The 23113-nt window shown below is 59.3% G+C and carries 17 protein-coding genes; 4 read left to right on the top strand and 13 right to left on the bottom strand.

Annotated features, from left to right (window positions below; all coding sequences use genetic code 11):
- Positions 1–115: 115 nt before the first annotated feature.
- The gene (gene tadA / locus ACYZT9_RS21705; protein ID WP_462007349.1) at positions 116–613 is read right to left on the bottom strand and encodes a tRNA adenosine(34) deaminase TadA; all 498 of its coding nucleotides are present in this window, start codon (positions 611–613) and stop codon (positions 116–118) included.
- Positions 613–1989 (bottom strand): multicopper oxidase family protein, encoded by a 1377-nt coding sequence (locus ACYZT9_RS21710; protein WP_462007350.1) that lies wholly within the window; start codon positions 1987–1989, stop codon positions 613–615. The genes tadA and ACYZT9_RS21710 overlap by 1 nt, the downstream gene beginning before the upstream one ends.
- 195 nt (positions 1990–2184) lie before the next feature.
- Here ACYZT9_RS21710 and ACYZT9_RS21715 point away from each other — a divergent pair, with 195 nt between their 5' ends.
- Positions 2185–5286, top strand: coding sequence for a membrane-targeted effector domain-containing toxin (locus tag ACYZT9_RS21715; RefSeq protein WP_462007351.1), 3102 nt, complete (start codon positions 2185–2187; stop codon positions 5284–5286).
- 158 nt (positions 5287–5444) lie between these two features.
- Here the strand turns inward: ACYZT9_RS21715 and guaA are convergent, their stop codons facing one another.
- From guaA to ACYZT9_RS21735, 4 genes are all read right to left on the bottom strand, one after another.
- The gene (gene guaA, locus ACYZT9_RS21720; RefSeq protein WP_462007352.1) at positions 5445–7022 is read right to left on the bottom strand and encodes a glutamine-hydrolyzing GMP synthase; all 1578 of its coding nucleotides are present in this window, start codon (positions 7020–7022) and stop codon (positions 5445–5447) included.
- Positions 7023–7122: 100 nt separating this feature from the next.
- Positions 7123–8592, bottom strand: a complete 1470-nt coding sequence (gene guaB / locus ACYZT9_RS21725) for an IMP dehydrogenase (RefSeq protein ID WP_462007353.1) — start codon at positions 8590–8592, stop codon at positions 7123–7125.
- A gap of 229 nt (positions 8593–8821) precedes the next feature.
- Complete coding sequence (locus ACYZT9_RS21730) at positions 8822–9370, bottom strand: sugar ABC transporter ATPase (RefSeq protein ID WP_462007354.1); 549 nt, start codon at positions 9368–9370, stop codon at positions 8822–8824.
- Positions 9371–9528: 158 nt separating this feature from the next.
- Positions 9529–10296: a sulfite exporter TauE/SafE family protein gene (locus ACYZT9_RS21735; protein WP_462007355.1), complete on the bottom strand. Its 768-nt coding sequence runs from the start codon at positions 10294–10296 to the stop codon at positions 9529–9531.
- A 166-nt stretch (positions 10297–10462) separates the two neighbouring features.
- On the opposite strand from ACYZT9_RS21735, the gene xseA reads away from it, so the two are divergent.
- From xseA to leuA, 3 genes are all read left to right on the top strand, one after another.
- Positions 10463–11842 (top strand): exodeoxyribonuclease VII large subunit, encoded by a 1380-nt coding sequence (gene xseA, locus ACYZT9_RS21740; RefSeq protein ID WP_462007356.1) that lies wholly within the window; start codon positions 10463–10465, stop codon positions 11840–11842.
- 3 nt (positions 11843–11845) lie between these two features.
- Positions 11846–12667: a peptidoglycan DD-metalloendopeptidase family protein gene (locus tag ACYZT9_RS21745; RefSeq protein WP_462007357.1), complete on the top strand. Its 822-nt coding sequence runs from the start codon at positions 11846–11848 to the stop codon at positions 12665–12667.
- A gap of 459 nt (positions 12668–13126) precedes the next feature.
- Positions 13127–14806, top strand: a complete 1680-nt coding sequence (gene leuA, locus ACYZT9_RS21750) for a 2-isopropylmalate synthase (RefSeq protein ID WP_462007358.1) — start codon at positions 13127–13129, stop codon at positions 14804–14806.
- Between the two features lie 193 nt (positions 14807–14999).
- On the opposite strand, the gene ACYZT9_RS21755 is transcribed toward leuA, so the two are convergent.
- From ACYZT9_RS21755 to ispG, 7 genes are all read right to left on the bottom strand, one after another.
- Positions 15000–15791, bottom strand: coding sequence for an amidohydrolase (locus ACYZT9_RS21755; protein WP_462007359.1), 792 nt, complete (start codon positions 15789–15791; stop codon positions 15000–15002).
- The gene (locus ACYZT9_RS21760) at positions 15779–16927 is read right to left on the bottom strand and encodes a pyridoxal phosphate-dependent aminotransferase (RefSeq protein ID WP_462007360.1); all 1149 of its coding nucleotides are present in this window, start codon (positions 16925–16927) and stop codon (positions 15779–15781) included. Before ACYZT9_RS21760 ends, ACYZT9_RS21755 begins: the two co-directional genes overlap by 13 nt.
- A 228-nt stretch (positions 16928–17155) precedes the next feature.
- Entirely contained in the window at positions 17156–18625 is a 1470-nt protein-coding gene (gene der / locus ACYZT9_RS21765) for a ribosome biogenesis GTPase Der (RefSeq protein WP_462007361.1), read from the bottom strand.
- Between the two features lie 234 nt (positions 18626–18859).
- The gene (gene bamB / locus ACYZT9_RS21770; protein ID WP_462007362.1) at positions 18860–20011 is read right to left on the bottom strand and encodes an outer membrane protein assembly factor BamB; all 1152 of its coding nucleotides are present in this window, start codon (positions 20009–20011) and stop codon (positions 18860–18862) included.
- Positions 20004–20645, bottom strand: a complete 642-nt coding sequence (locus ACYZT9_RS21775) for a tetratricopeptide repeat protein (RefSeq protein WP_462007363.1) — start codon at positions 20643–20645, stop codon at positions 20004–20006. Before ACYZT9_RS21775 ends, bamB begins: the two co-directional genes overlap by 8 nt.
- Before the next feature lie 42 nt (positions 20646–20687).
- A complete protein-coding gene (gene hisS / locus ACYZT9_RS21780; protein WP_462007364.1) occupies positions 20688–21977 on the bottom strand; it encodes a histidine--tRNA ligase in 1290 nt (429 codons plus the stop codon).
- 23 nt (positions 21978–22000) lie between these two features.
- Positions 22001–23110 carry a flavodoxin-dependent (E)-4-hydroxy-3-methylbut-2-enyl-diphosphate synthase gene (gene ispG / locus ACYZT9_RS21785; protein ID WP_462007365.1) on the bottom strand — a complete coding sequence of 370 codons (1110 nt, stop codon included), beginning with the start codon at positions 23108–23110 and terminating at the stop codon, positions 22001–22003.
- Between the last annotated feature and the right edge of the window lie 3 nt (positions 23111–23113).

Here is a 23113-nt window from a genome sequence, read left to right on the forward strand (position 1 = left end):
CACCAGAAAAACCTGTGGGAGCGAGCTTGCTCGCGATGAGGCCTTTTCAGTCAACGAAGATGTTGAATGTCAGTCCACCATCGCGAGTAAGCTCGCTCCCACACTGGGTCGGTGTTCAGTCTGAAGGTTTCGCGCGTCGGGCCTTGAAGAATTCGCTGAGCACCGTCCCACACTCCTCCGCTAACACCCCGCCCTCATACAACACCCGATGATTCAAAAAGCCCTGGGTAAAAAACTGCCCCTGACTCTGCACAATCCCCGCCTTGGGCTCCAGCGCGCCATACACCACCCGCGCAATCCGCGAATGCACGATCAGCCCGGCGCACATGCTGCACGGTTCCAGCGTCACGTAGAGCGTACTGCCCGGTAACCGGTAGTTGCTGGCAGCCTGAGCAGCGGCGCGGATCGCGACCATCTCGGCATGGGCACTGGGGTCATTGCCGCTGATCGGGCAATTGAAGCCGCGACCGATGATTTCACCGTCTTGCACCAGCACCGCGCCCACGGGCACTTCGCCCAGCGTCGCGCCTTGTGCGGCCAGCACCAGGGCCTCGCGCATGAAGTCACGATCACGGCTGCGATCGATGATCGCGGCAGGTCGAATCTGACGCATCACGCCACCTCGATTGCGGCCATCAAGCCGGTTTCCATGTGGTCGATTACATGGCAATGGAACATCCACACCCCAGGGTTATCCGCCACCAGCGCCACTTGCGCACGTTCGTTCTTGCCCAACAAGTACGTGTCGGTGAAATACGGAATCACCTTGTGCCGGTTCGAGGCGATCACTTTGAAGCTCATGCCGTGCAGGTGAATCGGGTGCTGATATTGAGTCATGTTTTTCAATTCGAAAATGTAGCTCTTGCCATTCTCGAGCCTGGCAATCGGGCGGTCGGCGCAGGTCTTGTCGGTGATGTCCCAGGCCTTGCCATTGATCTGCCACAGGCTTGGCGGCCGGCCGTTGTCGACGTTAACCGACACCGAGCCCACCCATTCGAAATTGAAGTTGAGTTTCTCGGCATTGGCCAGGTCCGGCTCGGCCACCGGATTGGCGGGCAGCGCGGGCGGCCAGGTGGTCGGCGCGTCGGTATTGGCCACAGAGCGCAGCGTACCCAAGCGAACCGGGCCATTGCGCAGGGCCAACTCTTCGCCGGCCGGCGGCGCCTTGATTGCCAGACAAATGCGCATGCCCGGACCGAGCCAGTATTCCTTGCCCAACGGGCGCGGTTCAATGGGATTGCCGTCCAGCGCGTAGATCTGCGCTTCGACACCCGGAATGTTGAGGCGATAGGTCAATGTATTGTCGAGGTTGAGCAGGCGAACGCGAGTGATCTGCCCGGCAGGCAAGTCGATCACCGCTTGCGAGACACCGTTGATGGTCGACAGACGCCCCGCCGTGCCGCCACGAGCCGCTTCGCGAGGAATGCTGAACGCAACGAAGGCGCCCTCTTCATCGACGTGCCAGCTCTTGAGGCTCAAGGTTTTCTCGTACTTGAAACCAGTCGGTTCTCGCTCTTCGACAATCAGCGGCCCCACCAACCCGCGGCCGAGCTCTTCGCTGCTGTTCACGTGCGGGTGATACCAGTAGCTGCCGGCATCTGGCACACGGAATTTGTAATCGAAGTATTCGCCCGGCAACACCGGAAGCTGCGAGACGTAAGGCACACCGTCCATCTCCAGCGGCAGGCGGATGCCGTGCCAATGAATGGTGGTGGCGACCGGCAGGTGGTTGATGAAACGTACCCGCAGCCATTCACCCTGACGCACGCGCAACTCGGTGCCCGGCGCCGACGGACCGAACGCCCAGGCTTGAGTCTTGTGCCCGGCCACAAGCTCGACATCCAGCGGTGCAGCAATCAGCTCGTAGTCGTGGCCCGCATCGGCATCCGCCATCTTCCCCAGCCAGTAACGCGATGCGCCTCCCGCGCCGACGCCAACGACAACAAGACCGGCGAGGCCACCGAGGATTTGGCGACGGGTAAAGGACATGAACTCAACTACCTCACGTATCAGCAACGGGCACGGGCCCGCAAAAGGCGAATACGATACACCTGCGATTGCGAAACAGTAAGGGCGGCGCGGCGGATGGACGCAGGCTAAACGTCGCGGTGCGGTACATATGTAGTGCACTGGCCTTGCGCGCAGGCGCCATCCTTGAAGCCCCTCTCTCAAGGAACAGAGCGAATGAACCCGATAGAAATTCGTCCACTGCCCAACGCCTCCGACAAGGCAGCCCTCAAGGTTATCGCCGCCCATGTCGTCAAAGCTTGCCCGAGCCTGCACGACGCGGCGCATGAAGTAGCAGCGAATCTGCTCGTCAAACATGGCATCGTCGATCTCGACCCCGACCAGATTTACTTCCACCGTTTCAAGACCGCCCAAAGCCTTTCAAAGTCATTCACCGGCTGGCAACACTACGGCGAAAAACCCTACGAATCGCTGACCCTGACGCAATTGGTGATTCAGCGTTTCCGCGCCACCGATCAAGACAACGCCGATCTGTTGGGTCTCTACGCAGGCTTCTACACAGCAGGGCCCGATGCCGAAAACTTCGACGCAACCAACGAGGTGCGCCTGCCTGCCAACGAGGTGCTGAAGGACTTTTGGGACATCAACTTCAGCGATCTTTACCGCAACAAATTGCGAACATTCTGGAACGACTTTGCCGATGAATTCCGCATTCTGGCCAAATGCAATTTTCTGAGCAAAGCCGTTGAAGCGCGGGACGGCGGGCAGTTGACTGACGATGATTTTCAAACCGTGATCAGCGCTGTCATCGGCCCGCTGACCTGGCCGGTCAGCCTCAAGATGCTCCAATCGACATCATTGGTTGGCCAGGGGCTACGGGTCTGCGCGCTGGATGTCGCCGATCATGTCGCGATGAACATCCTGCGCATCGTTGACCTCGAGGGCCGTCAGATCCTTTACATACCGGGTGACGCCGAAGCGTTTCAGGTACTCGAAACGCCTCTGGATATGCACCTATGGGTCTTGAATCAAATGAACACAGAGGCTCCCCGTCGAGCCTTCATGAATCATTTTCCGTTGGCTGAACGCCATGCCATCACCGAGCACATCACCGACCTGATGAATCGGCTGGTGAGCACCTGGGGTCAGGCCGACCATCATCTGATCAATCAGAAAGATCTGGCCATAACGGGGGATGCATTCAGTTGGTTGCGCGATTCGACCCGCACGGCAATGTCCGCTGAAGCCGACTTATCCCTGACTTCCAATGGCGATCTCCGGAAAAAACTGTGGATCGGTTACCTGAGCGCCGGTTTGAAGGTGTTCGGTCCGATGGCCGCTGTAGGCTGGCCAGTGGCGCTGCCGGTCATCGGTGCCAGTCTCGCGAACATGGGGCTGAACATTGATCAGGCCGTCAATGCCAAGACTGCGGCCGAGCGCAAGGAAGGTGTGATCGGGGCGATTTTCAGCGCCATTGATGCGCTGTTTAACCTTCCGTTCCTCAAAGGCGTGGGATCGGTGGCTGAAGTCGGTGCAGAAGTAGAAGCCGCTGAGTCTTCAGAAGCCATAGCGCCATCGGATGAATCTGTTACACCGGATGAGCAGGTTCCTGTCACCGAAGAAACCGAGAGCGCGCTGCCACCCGCCGGGGAAGTAATTCCCATGCCTACCGAAGCCGTTCAGCCCTCCGAGATACCGCAAACGTATTTGAGTAATGAGTTGCTTGAGGGAGAAACACCCATCACAGAACCTGGAAAATTCCAAGGCATCTACAGGCTCGACGCCGATCCTCCCTACGCCATTCTGCTGAACGACAACGCCTATTACGCTCGCTACTTTCCAGACACTCAGGGCGGAGGTTACTGGGCCATCGTCGATCCGGCCAGACCTAACCAGTTCATCCATTCACTGCCGGTTCGCTTGAATGCCGAAGGCCAATGGGAACGCATGCCCAAACTCGGGTTGCAGGCGGGTGGGCAATGTGTGGGTAAAGAGTGTGCGGTCGATCTGGAAATGGCGGTGCGTGAACCGGAACAAACCAACACCGGCCAACCTGGGGCAGAAGGTGGCGCTGGTCCATCCGGTACACAGCCGCAATCCTCGACATCAAGGACGCCACGCCTGGTGACAACGCCGTTTGACGTAGAGCCGCGTGTCAGGGGCGGTCTCAGAAAATGGGCCTTGGAGATTCCGGAAACACACGTGCGGTTTCACTTCGGCCCCGACGGCGCAATCATCATCCCGGATCGATATGCGCTGCATTTCACTGAGAAATTCAGAACGCTCGTTTCGTCCGCCAGGCGTTTCTATCAAAACCTCGTTTGGGACACTCTACCCTCTCGCCCGCAAATCCCGGCGGTGGACAGCTCAACCACGCTAAGTACGCTGATCGAACGTATTTTCAATGCGGCGCCCGGATTAGTTGTCGGTGAAACCCTGGACCGAATCACCAGCATGCGCCTGATGATCGAAAACATGCCGTCCTTTGCCTCACAAGGCGTTAAAACCATTTATATGCGTCGCCTGCTCAGCGACTTTGCCCAGACGGAACTGAACGACTATTTCAACACCGGCGTTATGTCCGAGGACCTGGAGGAGTATCTGACCCAACTCGGCACCGACCCCGCTGGCCGGTTCAATGAGCTAGAGCTGGTAAAGACCGCCAGACAAAATGGCATTCGTGTCCAGGCGACCGATTGTGCAGCCAACTATAAAAAACCTACAGCCTCGGTAAGGGTGGATGAGCAGATGCTCACCAACCACATGACAAGCGAAATCATGTTCTCGGATCAAACGCTAAATGGCCCAAACAAGTGGGTGTTGTTGACCGGTGCAGAAAACACCAACACGTTCCGGGGGCTCGCAGGCATCAGCGAACTGGAAGGTGGTATTGGCTTGCGCGTGGAGGAAGTCAGTCCGGGAGAAGGGCAAGGCGTCTCAGTCGACCCTGGTATTGAAATAGACCGAGGTCCCTTCATTGCAAACGATGTAACACGCGGGACTTTCGATACCTTTCACGCCGACTTGCGAGTGCAAATGGAAGCGCCTCCGGTCAGCAGAACTCCGTTGCAAACATCCAATCTGCTTTACCGAAAGGGGATGTATCTGTTCGAAAAGGCGGACGATACCTACACATTGGTTCACCGTAACCAGCAAGGGCTGATTGTGGAGACCGTTGTAGAGCCATTGGCGGGGGGCAACTTCTGTGTCATTCGCCCCTCATGGCCGCAGGTCAGCGGTGTTCCCTTCCCCAGCATCGAACAGCTGTCACGGGCGCTGAACAGTATAGGGTTGAGCCTGCAAAGCCGTATTCCTTGACCTTTGTAGGAGCGAGCTTGATCGCGATGGTCGCCAACGACTACGCGTGTTTACTGGCTAAACGCGGCGCTTTGAATCCATCGCGAGCTCGCTCCCAAACGAGAAAACCCTGGCCTAAGCCAGGGTTTTCTCTCCATCAGACGCTCAAAAAAGCGGGATCATTCCCACTCGATCGTCGCTGGCGGCTTGCTCGACACGTCGTAGGTGACGCGGGAGATGCCTTCGATTTCATTGATGATGCGGCCGCTGACGGTTTCCAGCAGCTCGTAAGGCAGGTGTGCCCAACGCGCGGTCATGAAGTCGATGGTTTCCACGGCACGCAGGGCCACGACCCAAGCGTAACGACGGCCATCGCCGACGACGCCAACCGATTTCACCGGCTGGAACACCACGAAGGCCTGACTGACTTTGTGGTACCAGTCGGCCTTGCGCAGTTCTTCGATGAAGATGTGGTCGGCGCGACGCAGCAGGTCGGCGTATTCCTTCTTCACTTCACCGAGGATCCGCACGCCCAGGCCCGGGCCCGGGAACGGGTGACGGTAGACCATGTCGTACGGCAGGCCCAGTTCCAGGCCCAGACGACGGACTTCGTCCTTGAACAGTTCGCGCAACGGTTCAACCAGCTTGAGGTTCATCTCTTCCGGCAGGCCGCCCACGTTGTGGTGCGACTTGATCACGTGAGCCTTGCCGCTTTTCGCGCCAGCCGACTCGATCACGTCCGGATAGATGGTGCCTTGTGCGAGGTACTTGATGTTGTCCAGTTTGTTGGACTGGGCATCGAAGACGTCGATGAAGGTACGGCCGATGATCTTGCGTTTCTTCTCTGGATCGCTTTCGCCAGCCAGGTTGTTGAGGAACTGATCCTCAGCGTTGGCGCGGATCACTTTGACGCCCATGTTCTCGGCGAACATGGCCATCACTTGCTCGCCTTCGTGCAGACGCAGCAGGCCGTTGTCGACGAAGACGCAGGTCAGCTGGTCGCCAATGGCTTTGTGCAGCAGCGCGGCAACCACCGACGAGTCAACGCCGCCGGACAGGCCGAGCAATACGTTGTCGGTGCCAACCTGGGCGCGAACCTGGGCGATGGCGTCTTCGGCAATTTTCGACGGCGTCCACAGCGCTTCGCAGCCGCAGATGTCGAGGATGAAGCGCGAGAGGATACGGCCGCCCTGTTTGGTGTGGGTCACTTCCGGGTGGAACTGCACGCCGTAGTAGCCGCGAGCGTCGTCGAACATGCCGGCGATCGGGCAGCTCGGGGTGCTGGCCAGGATGTGGAATTCCTGCGGCATTTTGGTGACCTTGTCACCGTGGCTCATCCACACGTCGAGGCCGAACAGGCCGTCGGCGTCGATGTGATCTTCGATGCCGTCGAGCAGGCGGCTCTTGCCGACCACGTCTACGCGGGCATAACCGAACTCACGCAGTTCGGAACCTTCAACCTTGCCGCCCAGTTGCTCGGCCATGGTCTGCATGCCGTAGCAGATGCCGAAGACCGGTACGCCCAGGTCGAACACCGCTTGCGGGCAGCGAGGGCTGTTGGCTTCGTGCACGGATTCGGGACCGCCGGCGAGAATGACGCCTTTTGGAGCGAACTCGCGAATCGCGTCTTCATCCATGTCGAACGGGTGCAATTCGCAATACACGCCGATTTCACGCACGCGGCGGGCGATCAGCTGGGTGTACTGGGAACCGAAATCGAGGATCAGGATGCGGTGAGCGTGAATATCGAGGGCCATGATTCAGTCTCGTCTAAGTCATTCAGAAACAGTCGTGATTCAGAAACAACTCGGGGCTGAATAAAACAGCCCCGGGTTACTTAACGTTTTGCTTGAAGCCTCAACCTACGCGGTAGTTTGGCGCTTCTTTGGTGATCTGTACGTCGTGGACGTGGGATTCGGCCATGCCAGCGCCGGTGATCCGCACGAACTCAGGCTTGGTGCGCATTTCTTCGATGTCGGCACTGCCGGTGTAGCCCATCGAGGAACGCAGGCCGCCCATCAGTTGATGGATGATGGCGCTCAGGCTGCCCTTGTACGGGACACGCCCTTCGATGCCTTCCGGAACCAGCTTCTCGGCACCCGCGGAGGAGTCCTGGAAGTATCGGTCGGAGGAACCTTGAGCCTGGGACATGGCGCCCAGCGAACCCATGCCGCGGTAAGCCTTGTACGAACGACCCTGGAACAGTTCGATCTCGCCCGGCGCTTCTTCAGTACCGGCGAACATCGAGCCCATCATCACGCAGGACGCACCGGCCACGATGGCCTTGGACAGGTCACCGGAGAACCGGATGCCGCCGTCCGCGATCAACGGAACGCCAGTGCCCTCAAGGGCAGCGGCGACGTTGGCGATGGCACTGATTTGCGGGACGCCGACACCGGCGACGATACGAGTGGTGCAGATCGAGCCAGGGCCGATACCGACCTTGACCGCATCGGCGCCTGCTTCGGCCAACGCCTTGGCGGCAGCGCCGGTGGCGATGTTGCCACCGATGACCTGCACTTCAGGGAAATTCTGTTTAACCCAGCGAACGCGGTCGATCACGCCTTTGGAGTGACCGTGAGCGGTGTCGACCACCACCACGTCAACGCCGGCATTGACCAGCGCAGCGACGCGGTCACCGGTGTCTTTGCCGGTGCCGACTGCGGCACCAACACGCAGACGACCTTGATCGTCCTTGCTGGCCAGCGGATAAGCCTTGGCTTTTTCGATGTCGTTGACGGTCATCATGCCTTTGAGGGCAAAGTTGTTGTCGACGATCAGCACGCGTTCAATGCGGTGTTTGTGCAACAGCTCGCGGACGTCGTTCTTGTCGGCACCTTCCTTGACCGTGACCAGACGCTCTTTAGGCGTCATCACTTCGCGGACAGTGGCTTCGAGACGGTTTTCAAAACGCACGTCACGGGAAGTGACGATGCCGACCAGGTCGCCATTGTGCAAAACCGGAACGCCGGAGATGTTGTGCTGGCGGGTCAGTTCGAACAGCTCACGAACCGTGGCGTCAGCCTCGATGGTGATCGGGTCCTTGACCACGCCGGCCTCATAACGCTTGACCTTGCGCACTTCGGCAGCTTGCTGCTCGATGGTCATGTTCTTGTGGATGATGCCGATGCCACCTTCCTGAGCCATGGCGATTGCCAGACGGGCTTCAGTAACGGTGTCCATGGCGGCAGAAACCAGAGGAATATTCAGCTCGATGCCACGGGTAAGGCGGGTCTTGAGACTGACTTCGTTAGGAAGCACCTCGGAATAACCAGGCACTAGGAGAATGTCGTCGAATGTCAGAGCTTCTTGGCTGATACGCAGCATCGCGGGGGCTCCCGAGCGGGAAAATGGAAGCGCGCCATTATAGTCAGACACCCACTCGGGTTCAATGTAAAACTCTGTCTATTATTGGCATTACTGATATACGGGGATTACGGCTATGGGATTGCTGTGCTTTTTGTAGGAGCGAGCTTGCTCGCGAAGAATCTGAAGGCGGCGTCTATTTCCCGACAACACGCGTAATCGTTCACGTCCTTCGCGAGCAAGCTCGCTCCTACAGTTCGACTTTGACCCAACTGACAGGCTGATCCAGCCAATCGGCGAACTCATCGATAAAGCTCTGCTTGAACCCGGCCTCGGCCCAGTTGTTGAAAATGAATCCCAGATTGGAAAAGCCGCATTCCTGCAGAAAAAGAAAGCCGTTGATGTCGTCTTCATGCCCGCACTCGGGGCAGGTGAAGTTATCGGTGCGTCCCGGCATCCACTCTTCCAGGCTCTCGAACAGCGCTTCGCCGATTTCCTTGCGGCACTCGGCGCAACCTGCTTCCCCAAGGAACCCCTTGGCCGGCGTATAGATACAGCGCTTGGTAACGATCTCCAGGCCATTGACCGGCTCGCCGAACGGCAGCGCTTGCGGGTGCAGCACCACGGCGCGGGCGCCGTCGGCGATGGCATGGCCCATGCGGTTGCCGGTTCGGCCGCAGGTGGTCACCTCTTCCTTGATGATGTTCTTGCGCACCAGCCAACGCACAACTGCCCGGGCCCGAGGTTCGTGCACGGGAAGTGTGGAAATTTTCGGGACGATGATGCTTTGGGAATTCATGGTGCAAGCCTGCTGCGTTAAATGGAGGTTCTGCGGCGCGCCGATTGACGCCTTCGCGAGCAAGCCCGCTCCCACATTTGATCGCGGCCTAATGTGGGAGCGGGCTTGCTCGCGAAGGCTCTGGGGCGGGCGGCAGCTTAATCCCTGACGAAATCCGGTCAAGTGCTCAAATACCGTCCGATCAAGGCAATCCCGCTGGCCAGCACCAACCAGGTCACCAGCCGGACAAACGCTTCGCGGGACAATCTCATGGTCAACCGCCGCCCGACCCACAGCCCCAACGCCATGGCCGGCAATAAACACAGGGCCAACATCAACAAGGGTAGCTCGGCATACACACCCGCGACAGCGAACAGGCTCAAGCGCACCACGGTGCTGCAACTGATCAGTGCACTCTGGGTCGCCCGCGCCGCTTCTTTCGTCAACCGACTGTTCAGATAAATCGCATATAAAAAGCCGCCGCTGCCAAACAACGCACCAAACATCCCGCCGACGGTACCCATCGGCACCGCCCAGGCGGCAGCCAACTGCGTCGGACGGGTTTTGACCCACAGGCTGTAAATCGCATAGACGCTGATAAAGAGCCCCATCAACAGCAGCAACAGGTCGGATTTCAGGTTCAGCAGAAAGATCACGCCCAGCGTGCAACCCACGGCCATGCACGGCAGCAGCCGCAGCAATTCTGGTCTGGCCACATCCCGCCGCGAGGGCAGCAGATTGCCGAACGCCGCGACGAAATCCAGCAGCACCAGCAGCGGCACGATCTTCGACAGCGGCATGAACAGAATCAGAATCGGCCCGGCCACCAGCGCGGTGCCGAACCCGGCAATGCCAAAAACGATGTAGGCCAGCGCAATGGCCGCCCCGATTACCACCCAATCCACCACGCCAAATGGCCATTGATTCAGCAGCTCAAACACATTCATCCCCAGTCTTCCTTGAATTTCAGAGCTGACTCTACCTCTGTAGGAGCGAGCTTGCTCGCGAAGGTGTGTCAGCCACATCTGTGTCGACTGACACACCATCGCGAGCAAGCTCGCTCCTACAAGGGGATCGTGCATTCCGCTTGAGATTGCCTTTAAACTGCGCCCCATGATTAAAGATCCCTTTGCAAGACTCGGCCTGGACCGTGAAGTCCTGACTGTCAGCCAGCTCAACGGCCGCGCGCGGGTGTTGCTCGAAGACGTGTTCAGCAATATCTGGGTCGAAGGCGAAATCTCCAACCTCGCGCGCCCGGCGTCCGGCCACGTGTATTTCACCCTCAAGGACAGCGGCGCCCAAGTGCGTTGCGCGTTATTCCGGCAGAACGCGGCACGGGTTCGTCAGGCGCTGAAGGATGGCCTGGCGGTCAAGGTACGCGGCAAGGTTTCGCTGTTTGAAGGTCGTGGTGATTATCAACTGATCCTCGATACCGTCGAGCCGGCCGGTGACGGTGCGCTGCGCCTGGCCTTCGATGCCCTGAAAGAAAAACTCAGCGCCGAAGGCCTGTTCAGCGCCGAGCGCAAAGTGCCGCTGCCAGCGCATCCGCAGCGCATCGGCATCATCAGTTCGCCGACCGGCGCGGTGATCCGCGACATCATCAGCGTGTTCCGCCGCCGTGCGCCGCAGGTGCAGCTGACGCTTATCCCCACCGCCGTGCAGGGCCGCGAAGCCACGGCGCAGATTGTCCGCGCACTGAAACTGGCGGATGCCCGTGGCTTCGATGCATTGATTCTGGCCCGTGGCGGCGGTTCGCTGGAAGACCTCTGGTGTTTCAACGAAGAAGCCGTGGCCCGCGCCGTGGATGCCTGCGTGACACCGATTGTCAGCGCCGTCGGCCATGAAACCGATGTCTCTATCAGCGACTTCGTGGCCGACGTGCGGGCGCCGACACCTTCCGCCGCCGCTGAATTGCTCGCGCCGGATTCCAGCGATCTGGTGCGTCGGGTCGAAAGCTTGCATCGACGGCTGGTGATGCGCATGCGTGACCGCCTGATGCGTGATCGACTGCGCCTTGAAGGCATCTCTCGTCGCTTACGCCATCCCGGCGAACGTCTGCGCCAGCAGGCGCAACGCCTGGATGATCTGGACATGCGCATGCGTCGCGCCTTCGAACGCAGCCTCAATACCCGTCGCGAACGGCTGATCCGCCTGGAAACCCGCCTCGCCGGGCAACATCCGGGGCGGCAACTGGCGATGCTGCGCCAGCGCCTCGACAGCCTCGCCGAACGTCTGCCCCGGGCTATGCGTGAAGGCCTCAAGGGCCGACGCCTGCAACTGCAAAGTCAGGTGCAGACGCTGCAAGTGGTCAGTCCGTTGGCGACGCTTGCCCGTGGTTACAGCATTCTGCTGGACGAACGCGGCAACGCGATCCGCAACGCCGCGCAAACCCATAACGGCCAGCGCCTGAAAGCCAAACTGGGTGAAGGCGAACTGCAAGTGCGGGTCGAAGACAATCACCTGACGCCTGTCACCCTCTCTTTACTGGATTGATCCATGCCGCGTTTTTTAGCTTCGCTGCTGTTGCTGTGCCTGACCTTTAACGCCCACGCCGACAGCTACATCACCCGCCTGTTGAACAAACCGGTGCCGGGCGGCGTGGCAGTCGTGGATCTGGGCACTGCTGCGCAAGCACCGAAAGCCACTTATCAAGGCAAACCGGTGCTGGTGGTCAAGGAGCAGAATAACTGGCTGGCGATTGTCGGCGTTCCATTGACCATCAAACCGGGGACACAGCAAATCAGCAGCGGCGGTCGGTCGCTGAGTTTTATTGTTGGCAGCAAGAAATACCCGGAACAACGCATCACCCTGAAAAACACGCAACAGGTCAATCCAGACCCGGAAAACCTCAAACGCATCGAGCGTGAACTGGCCGAGCAGATGGCCGCGTATCGCACATTCAGCCCTGCCACCCCAAGTAATTTGCTGCTGGACAAATCGGTGAATGGCCCGCTATCGAGCAAATTCGGTGTGCGCCGCTTCTTTAACGGTGAAGAGCGTAATCCTCACTCAGGTCTGGATTTCGCCGTGGGTGCCGGCACACCAATCAAGACACCGGCGGCGGGCAAGGTGATCCTGATCGGCAACTACTTCTTCAACGGCAACACGGTGTTTGTCGACCATGGGCAGGGCTTTATCAGCATGTTCTGTCACATGTCGAAAATCGATGTGAGGGTCGGGCAGCAATTGGCTCGTGGTGGTGTGGTCGGAAAGGTTGGCGCTACCGGTCGTGCGACCGGGCCACATATGCACTGGAACGTCAGCCTGAATGATGCGCGTGTGGATCCGGCGATTTTTATTGGCGCGTTTCAACCCTAGTTTTTCGGTGAGGCTGCTGGCCGCTTCGCGGGCAAGCCCGCTCCCACAATGATTGGCGGTGTACGCAAAATCCCCGTTCACCCCGGTCACTGCGGGAGCGGGCTTGCTCGCGAAAGCGATAGCCGCATCGCCACCGACCTTCAATTGCCGACGTTCAACTATCGCCGCAATCATTAATGTATTACGCGTTGAGTAGCGCGATTAAATCTCGCAAAGACTACTAAAAGCAGAACTTCTCTCAATTTTTTCCGACTGCTTGCCATCCTCCCCCCTCGCGGTTAGGGTTGAGGGCATGAAAACCTTTCACACCCTCATTCAGCTTCGCCAGCACCGCAGTTTGTGCCTCGTCAGCGCACGACTGCCGGGCTGAGTTGCGACGCCTCGTCTTACGCTTTTCCCAAGAACATTTGATCCACCGGCAGGCCGCCTTTTTTCGGCCCACACAATAAGGATTTCCCGATGAGCATGCTCAAAGACCCGTCTTCGAAATACCGCGCGTTCCCGACCATCGACATCCCGGACCGCACCTGGCCATCGAAGACCATCACCGCCGCGCCGATCTGGTGCAGCTCCGACCTGCGCGATGGCAACCAGTCGCTGATCGAGCCGATGGACGCGGTCAAGAAGCTGCGTTTCTGGAAAACCCTGGTGCAGGTCGGCGTGAAGGAAATCGAAGCGTCGTTCCCGGCCGCTTCGCAAACCGATTTCGACTTCGTTCGCACCCTGATCGAAGGCAACCACATCCCGGACGACACCACCATTCAGGTGCTGACCCAGGGCCGTGAAGACCTGATCGAGCGCACCTTCGAATCCCTTCGCGGGGCGAAAAAAGCCATCGTTCACCTGTACAACGCAACCTCCCCTTCCTTCCGCCGCATTGTCTTCAACCAGGACAAGGACGGAATCAAGGCCATCGCCGTGAACGCTGCCAAGCTGTTCGTCAAATACGCCGCCCAGCAGCCGGACACTCAGTGGACTTTCGAATATTCACCGGAAACGTTCAGCGCGACCGAGCTGGAGTTCGCCAAGGAAGTCTGCGATGCGGTGATCGAAGTCTGGAACCCGACGCCCGAGCACAAGGTGATCCTCAACCTGCCGGCCACCGTCGAATGCGCGACCCCGAACATCTATGCCGACCAGATCGAATGGTTCGGCCGTCACATCAACCGTCGTGACAGCGTGATCATCAGTCTGCACACCCACAACGACCGTGGCACCGGTGTCGCGGCAACCGAACTGGGGCTGATGGCCGGTGCTGACCGTGTCGAAGGCTGCCTGTTCGGTAACGGTGAACGTACCGGCAACGTCGACCTGGTGACTGTGGCACTGAACCTGTACACCCAGGGCGTTCACCCTGAGCTGGACTTCTCCGACATCGACGGCGTGCGCAAAGTCGTCGAAGAGTGCAACCAGATCCAGGTGCACCCGCGTCACCCGTACGTCGGCGACCTGGTTCACACCGCGTTCTCCGGCTCCCACCAGGATGCGATCCGCAAGGGCTTCGCCCAGCAGAAACCGGACGAACTGTGGGAAGTGCCGTACTTGCCGATCGACCCGGCCGACATCGGCCGTAGCTACGAGGCGGTGATCCGCGTCAACAGCCAGTCGGGCAAGGGCGGTATTGCTTACCTGCTGGAACAGGAATACGGCATCAGCTTGCCGCGCCGGATGCAGATCGAGTTCAGCCAGGTCGTGCAGCGTGAAACCGATCGTCTGGGCCTGGAGATGACCGCTCAACAGATCCACGCTTTGCTGCACAGCGAGTACTTGCAGGCTAACACTCCGTATGCGCTGGTCAGCCATCGCCTGCAGGAAGAAAACGGTCACAGCGCCGTCGAAGTGGAAGTCTCCGGCAAAGGCCAGGGCGAAACCAACCTGCACTGGCGCGGCAAGGGCAACGGCGCGCTGGAAGCACTGGTGGCCGGCCTGCCAATCCCGGTGGAGATCATGGACTACAACGAACACGCCATCGGCGCGGGCACCAATGCCAAGGCAGCGGCCTACATTGAACTGCGCGTCGACGGTCAGCGCTCAGTGCATGGTGTCGGCATCGATGAAAATATTACCACCGCCAGCTTCAAGGCCCTGTTCAGCGCGCTGAACCGCTCGTTGAGCCAGCCGGAAGCGAAAGCGGCGTAAGCGTTCGCTGCAATGTAAAAGGCCCCTTGGTGTGAACCTTGGGGCCTTTTTGTTTTCCTTAGCTATCGCATTGCCTGTTCCGGCCTCTTCGCGAGCAAGCCCGCTCCTACAATTGACCGAGTTATCCAGACCGATGCGGTCCCCTGTGGGAGCGGGCTTGCCCGCGAAGAGGCCCTGTCAGACAGCGCAAATCTCAGGTGAACTCGAAAGTATCCGCGTCCAGATTCGCCGGAAACCGCGTGCGATAAGCCTGAAGATCGGCCGCATTCAGAACAACCTGAAACACCCCATCCGCCTCCCCGGCACTGAGCAACGTCTCACCCTGAAAATCCAGCACCTGACTGTCACCGGTATACGCAAAACCCTTTCCGTCAGTCCCGATACGATTCACCGCCGCCACATAACACAGGTTTTCAATCGCCCGCGCCGGCAGCAAACGGTTCCAGTGCTGACGCCTTGCACCCGGCCAATTCGCGGTGTACAGCAACAGGTCAGTGTCCTGGGCGTCGCGGCTCCACACCGGAAAACGCAAGTCATAGCAAATCAGCGGCCGCACACGCCAGCCTTTGAGTTCGAACTGCACCTGGCGCTCGCCCGGTGTGTAGTGATTGTGCTCGCCCGCCATGCGGAACAGGTGACGCTTGTCGTAGTGCCAGACTTCACCGTCCGGTCGCGCCCACAACAGGCGATTGCGATGACTGCCGTCGGCGGCCTGAATGATGACGCTACCGGTGATCACGGCATCGAGTTGCGCAGCCTGGGCGCGCAGCCATTTGCTGGTGGGACCGTTTTCCGCCTCGGCGAGCGTCTCGGACTCCATGGAGAAACCGGTGGTGAACATCTCCGGCAGGATGATCAGGTCAGCGCCGCGAGCCTGATCAAGCAGCTGCTCGAAATGCTCCAGATTGGCCTGGCGGTCGTGCCAGGCCAGGGTCGTCTGGATCAGCGCAATGTTCAGATTCGGCAGTGCACTCAGATCACGCATAGTTTTGCCGCTGCTTCACGCAGGGTCTCCTCACGCTTGGCAAAGCACAGACGCACTAGGCGCTGGCCTTCGGGCGGCGTCTGGTAGAACACCGAGATCGGGATGCTCGCCACGCCGTGTTCGCGGGTCATCCACAGCGCCATCTCAACGTCGTTGAGGTCCGGGCGTATCTGCGAGTAATCGACCAACTGAAAATAGGTGCCGGTCACGCGGGTGAAACTGAAGCGCGACGGCGTCAGCAGATCGCAGAACAGGTCGCGCTTGGCCTGATAAAAACCCTGCAGTTCTTCCACGTGTTCCGGATGCTCGGCCATGAAGTCGGCCAAGGCGAATTGCAGCGGTGTCACGCCGCAGAAACTCACGTATTGGTGGACCTTGCGCAGTTCCGCTGTCAGGGCCGACGGTGCGACCACATACCCGGTTTTCCAGCCGGTCACGTGATAGGTCTTGCCGAACGAGCTCACCACAAAGGCGCGCTGATACAGCTCTTCGTGATTCAGCACGCTGACGTGAGGCACACCGTCGAACACCAGGTGTTCGTAAACTTCGTCGCTGACGATGTAGATGTCGCGATCACGAATCAAATCCGCCAACTGATCCAGCTCGGCCCGGCTGATCAGTGCGCCAGTCGGGTTGTGCGGCGTGTTCAGCACAATCATCCGCGTACGCGGCGTAATGGCTTCCGCCAGTTTCTGGAAGTCGATGGAGAAATCATTAAGCCCGAGTTGCACATGCACGCAACGACCACCGGCCAGTTCAACCGACGGCTCGTAACTGTCGTAGCATGGATCGAAAACGATCACCTCGTCGCCGCTGTGGATAACCGCCTGAATCGCGCAGAAGATCGCCTGGGTAGCGCCGGGGGTGATAGTCACTTCGTTGTCAGCATCGACATTCACGCCGTAACTGCGTGCGATCTTCGCCGCCACTTGCTGACGCAGCGCCGGCAGGCCGGTCATCGGCGAATACTGGTTATGGCCATTGGCAATGTGCCGGCCAACCGAATCGCACAAAGCCTGCGGGGCATCGAAATCGGGAAAACCCTGGGACAGGTTGATCGCCCCGGTTTGTGCCGCGAGCTGAGACATCTGCGTGAAGATAGTGATGCCGACATTCGGCAGCTTACTGGTGATCATCGGTGATTCCCTGCTCTGCACCCGGCTCTAACGGCGGCGCGGGAGAGCCCGAGGATAGCCCAAACGACGCCCATAAAAAAAGGGCGCCAACTGACGCCCTTCTTCTCGACTTATCCCTTGTGGGAGCGGGCTTGCTCGCGAAGGCGGCCTGGCAGTCGGCAAATATGCTGGCTGACAGATAGCATTCGCGAGCAAGCCCGCTCCCACAGGGGTCGCGTGAACCTGCAATCAGCGCTTGTCGCGGCGCTTCTTGTCGGCCTTTTTATGGTGCGACATCATGCGACGCTTCTTGTTGACCTGACGATCCGTGAGCGAGTTCTTGTTACCTTCGTACGGGTTCTCGCCGCCCTTGAACTCGATGCGGATCGGCGTACCGACCAGCTTCAGCACACGACGGTAAGTGTTCTCCAGGTAACGGACGTAAGACTTCGGTACCTTCTCGATCTGGTTACCGTGAATCACGATGATCGGCGGGTTCGCGCCACCCAAGTGAGCATAGCGCAGCTTGATCCGGCGGTTGTTGACCATCGGTGGCGCATGTTCACCGACCGCATCTTCCAGAATCTGGGTCAGACGGTTGGTCGGCCAGCGGGTGACCGCGGACTTGAACGAGTTCTGTACGGAAGCGTAGAGATTGCCCACGCCAGTGCCGTGCAGCGCCGAGATGAAGTGGATGTCGGCGTAGTCGACGAAGAACAGTCGACGTTGCAGCTCGACCTTTACGAAGTCGCGCTCGCTCGGGGTCATGCCATCCCATTTGTTGATCGCGATAACCAGCGCGCGACCCGACTCAATGGCAAAGCCCAGCAGGTTGAGGTCGTGGTCGACCACACCTTCGCGGGCGTCCATCACGAAGATCACCACGTTGGCGTCTTTGATCGCTTGCAGGGTTTTGACCACGGAGAATTTTTCGACTTCTTCGTGAATCTTGCCGCGCTTGCGCACACCGGCGGTGTCGATCAGCGTGTACTTCTCGTCGTTACGCTCGAACGGGATGTAGATACTGTCGCGCGTGGTGCCGGGTTGGTCATAAACGATTACGCGATCTTCACCGAGCATGCGGTTGACCAGAGTCGACTTGCCGACGTTCGGGCGGCCGATGATCGCGATCTTGATCCCGTCTTTTTCGCTTGGGCCAGGAATGCGCTTGGCTTCCTCACCTTCGGCAACTTCCTCTTCCTCGCCTTCTTCCAGCTCTTCGTCGTCTTTCGGGAAGTCGCTCAGGGCGATTTCCAGCATCTGGGTGATGCCACGACCATGAGCACCGGCGATCGGGATCGCGTGGCCCATGCCCAACGGGGCGAATTCGGCGCGGGCCATTTCAGGGTCGATGTTGTCGACCTTGTTGGCAACCACGTAAGAACGCTTGTTACGTTTGCGCAAATGCTCGGCGATCATCTGGTCGGCGGCGGTGAAACCGGCCTTGGCATCTACCAGGAACAGAACGACGTCAGCTTCTTCGATGGCCAGAAGCGACTGCTCGGCCATTTTTTCGTCCATACCGTGCTCGTCACCGGAGATACCACCGGTGTCGACCAGAATGTAGGAACGCCCTTGCCACTTGGCCTCACCGTATTGGCGATCACGGGTCAGACCGGACAAGTCGCCGACGATGGCGTCGCGAGTCCTGGTCAGGCGGTTGAACAAGGTGGACTTGCCGACGTTCGGTCGGCCCACCAGGGCGATTACGGGAACCATGCGGCTCTCCACTTCGTTATTTCAGAAAATACAAAAGCCGCTGCGAGGCAGCGGCTGGTGCTCGGGGCAATCATGTTTTGATTCTGTAGGAGCGAGCTTGCTCGCGAAAAACGCAAATACACCGCATTTCTTCAGGACACCAGCGTAATCGTTGACGACCATCGCGAGCGAGCTCGCTCCTACATTTCCAAACATGAAGCCGCTTGGGGGGTTAACCCCAAGCATAGTCAAACATTACTTAATGGTCAGGGCTTCCAGTTTGCCACTGTTGCCATACAGATAAATCGTATCACCCACCACCAGCGGACGGGCACGCAGGCCGTCGCTGTCGATGCGCTCGCGGCCGACGAAGCGTCCGTCCACCTGGCTCAGCAGGTGCACGTAGCCTTCCATGTCACCGACTGCAACATAGCTGGAGAACACTTCCGGCGCCGACAGTTGACGGCGAGCCAGCGAATCGTTGCTCCACAAAGCTGTGGTGGTACGCTCGTCGACGCCTTCAACCGTGCCCGAAGACAGGCTCACATAAACCGTGCCGAAACCCTGGGCCACGCCGGCATAGCTGGAAGCATCACGCTGCCAGAGTTGTCGACCGCTTTCCAGGTCCAGTGCCGCAACGCGACCCTGATAGCTGGCGACGTACAACGTACCGCCGGACAGCAGCAAGCCACCGTCGATGTCGACAACACGTTCCAGTTCCGAACGACCTTGCGGGATCGCTACTCGCTGTTCCCACACCGGCACGCCGTTGGAAATATCGAGAGCGACCACTTTACCGGTCGACAGGCCAGCCACCGCAAGGCGGTTGGTGACGATCGGTGCACTGGTGCCACGCAGGGTCAAGACGGCAGGCGTGCTGTCATACAACCAGCGCTGGTTGCCGGTGGCGGCATCCAGACCGATCAGACGATCGTCCTGAGTCTGAACCACGACCACGTCACCGTTGTTGGCCGGCGGCGCGAGGACTTCGCTGGACACGCGAGCGCGCCATTTCTCTTCACCGCTGCTGGCGTCCATCGCAACGATTTCGCCTTTGGTCGTACCGATCACGAGCAGGCCGTAACCTACGCCAACGGCGCCGGATACAGGCAGTTCGAGGTCTTGCTTCCATTTGACGTCGCCATTGCTGCGATCCATCGCCATCACCACGCCAGTGACGTCGGCGGCATAAATGGTATCGCCATCGATCGCCGGAACCAGCATGTTGTAGGTTTCGCCCTGACCGTCACCGATCGAACGACTCCATTGCTTTTGCAGGACTACTTCTTCTTTGAAGTCGACCAGTTCGGCAGGCGGCAATTCTTTTTTGCTGTTGCTGCTGCAACCCGCGGCCAATACGGCCAGAGCCAGCAATGCTGCATGTTTCCAACGGATCACGTCACGCATCCCCTTTGGCCAGGTCGTCCAGCTTGATTTGTAGGCCACCGACTGCCGCTTCATCCGACAGTGCCGCCTTGGCTTTTTGATACGCCGTGTTCGCTTCGTCGGTACGACCCAACTGCACCAGCAGGTCGCCCTTGAGTTCTTCGCGAGTCGCCAGGAAGGCTTTGTCGGCATCGCCTTCGAGCAATTTCAGGGCTTCATCGACCTTGTTCTGCGCGGCCAGTACTTGCGCCAGGCGCTGGCGGGCGATTTCGCCCAGGGCCGGGTTGGCCGGTTTGGCAACAATGGCTTTCAGCTCGGCGGCAGCGTCATCCAGCTTGCCGCTGTCGACCGCGACTTTCGCCACGAACAGGCTGCCGTACTGCGCGTAGGCGGTGCCGCCGAACTCGCTGTTGAGCTTGCCAGCCAGGTCCGAAACACGGGCCGCATCAGGCTTGCCGTCTGGCGTCAGCGTGGTTTCGAGCAATTGCTGATAGAGAATCGACGCGCTTTGCGACTGATTGCTCTGATACTTCTGCCAGGCCTGCCAGCCGAACACGATGACCAGCGCCAACAGGCCGCCAGTGACCAGGGGCTTGCCGTTGCGTGTCCACCAGTCCTTCAAATCCGCCAGGTTTTCGTCTTCGGTACTCGACACCCCAATACTCCTTAATCGCTAATTCGGCTGTTTATGACAGCTTCAACCCTGCACGACGCAGGTGGCCAGGTGTGCAGCAAGCGCATCCCAGGCAATGCTTTGTTGTTCGCCCTGGCCACGCAGGGGTTTGAAACCTACCACTTGCTGGGCCATTTCGTCGTCACCGAGGATCAGCGCGTACAACGCACCACTCTTGTCGGCTTTCTTGAACTGGCTTTTGAAGCTGCCGGCGCCGGCATTCACTTGCAGGCGCAGGTTGGGCAATTGATCGCGAACCTTCTCGCTCAACGTCAGGGCCGCCAGCTCGGCAGCCTCGCCGAATGCGCAAAGATAAACGTCGACCTGACGGGAGATCTCTTGCGGGATCTGCTCCAGGGTTTCCAGCAGCAACACCAGGCGCTCGATGCCCATGGCGAAACCAACGCCCGTGGTCGGCTTGCCGCCCATCTGCTCCACCAGACCGTCATAACGACCGCCGGCACACACGGTGCCTTGAGCGCCCAACTTGTCGGTGACCCATTCAAAAACGGTCTTGCTGTAGTAATCCAGCCCGCGGACCAGCTTCGGGTTGATCACATAAGGAATGCCGGCGGCGTCCAGGCGAGCCTTGAGGCCCTCGAAGTGCACGCGGGATTCGTCGTCGAGGTAGTCGGCCATTTTCGGCGCGTCGACCAGGATCGCTTGAGTGTCGGCGTTCTTGGTGTCCAGAACACGCAACGGGTTGGTCTTCAGACGGCGTTGGCTGTCTTCGTCGAGCTTGTCCAGGTGAGCGGACAGGAATTCGACCAGCGCGTCGCGATAACGGCCACGGGATTCGCTGGTGCCCAGGCTGTTGAGCTCGAGTTTGACCGCATCGCGGATGCCCAGCTCGCCCCACAGGCGCCAGGTCAGCACGATCAGCTCGGCGTCGATGTCCGGACCGTCGATGTTGAACACCTCGACACCGATCTGGTGGAACTGGCGATAACGGCCTTTCTGCGGACGTTCGTGGCGGAACATCGGGCCGATGTACCAGAGTTTCTGCACCTGGCCGCCGCCGGTGATGCCGTGCTCGAGCACTGCACGCACGCACGCCGCTGTGCCTTCCGGGCGCAGGGTCAGCGAATCGCCGTTGCGGTCTTCGAAGGTGTACATCTCTTTTTCGACGATGTCGGTCACTTCGCCGATCGAGCGCTTGAACAGCTCGGTGAACTCGACGATCGGCATGCGGATCTGCTTGTAACCGTAGTTATCCAGCAGACGCGAAACAGTGCCCTCGAAATGACGCCACAGGGGAGTCTGTTCGGGCAGGATGTCGTTCATGCCACGTATGGCTTGCAGAGACTTGCTCACTTTAAATCCTTAAATTCGTTCGATCAGCCGCGAGCGATTACTGCTGCGTCGGCTTCGACCTTTTCGGCCGCTTTCTGGCGGATCAAGCGTTCAAGCTCATCCACCAGATTGTCATTCGTCAGTTTCTGTGACGGCTTGCCGTCGATGTAAATCAGGTTTGGCGTGCCGCCGGTCAAGCCGATATGGGCTTCCTTGGCTTCGCCCGGTCCGTTGACCACGCAACCGATGACTGCGACATCCAGCGGCACCAGCAGATCTTCGAGGCGCTCTTCCAGCTCGTTCATGGTTTTGACCACATCGAAGTTCTGCCGCGAGCAGCTCGGGCAGGCAATGAAGTTGATGCCACGGGAACGCAGGTGCAGGGATTTGAGAATGTCGTAGCCGACTTTCACTTCCTCGACCGGATCAGCCGCCAACGAGATGCGGATAGTATCGCCAATCCCTTCGGCGAGCAGCATACCGAGGCCCACGGCGGATTTCACTGTGCCTGAACGCAAACCACCGGCTTCGGTGATGCCCAGGTGCAGCGGCTGGACGATTTCCTTGGCCAGCAAGCGGTAAGCGGCGACGGCCATGAACACGTCGGAGGCTTTCACGCTGACCTTGAAGTCCTGGAAGTTCAGGCGTTCAAGGTGTTCGACGTGACGCAGGGCGGATTCGACCAACGCTTCCGGGGTCGGCTCGCCGTATTTCTTTTGCAGGTCTTTTTCCAGCGAACCCGCGTTGACGCCGATGCGAATCGGAATCCCGCGATCACGGGCGGCATCGACGACTGCACGCACGCGGTCTTCGCGACCGATGTTGCCCGGATTGATGCGCAGGCAATCAACGCCCAGTTCGGCGACGCGCAACGCGATCCTGTAGTCGAAGTGGATGTCGGCAACCAACGGCACTTTGACCAGTTGCTTGATCTTGCCGAAGGCTTCGGCGGCATCCATGTCCGGCACGGAAATCCGCACGATATCGACGCCAGCGGCTTCCAGACGATTGATCTGGGCCACGGTGGCGGCGACGTCATTGGTGTCGCTGTTGGTCATGCTCTGCACAGCGATGGGCGCATCGCCGCCAACAGGCACGTTACCGACCCAGATTTTCCGGGATTCGCGACGCTTGATTGGAGATTCGCCGTGCATGAC

This window comes from Pseudomonas sp. ZT5P21 (assembly GCF_054897785.1).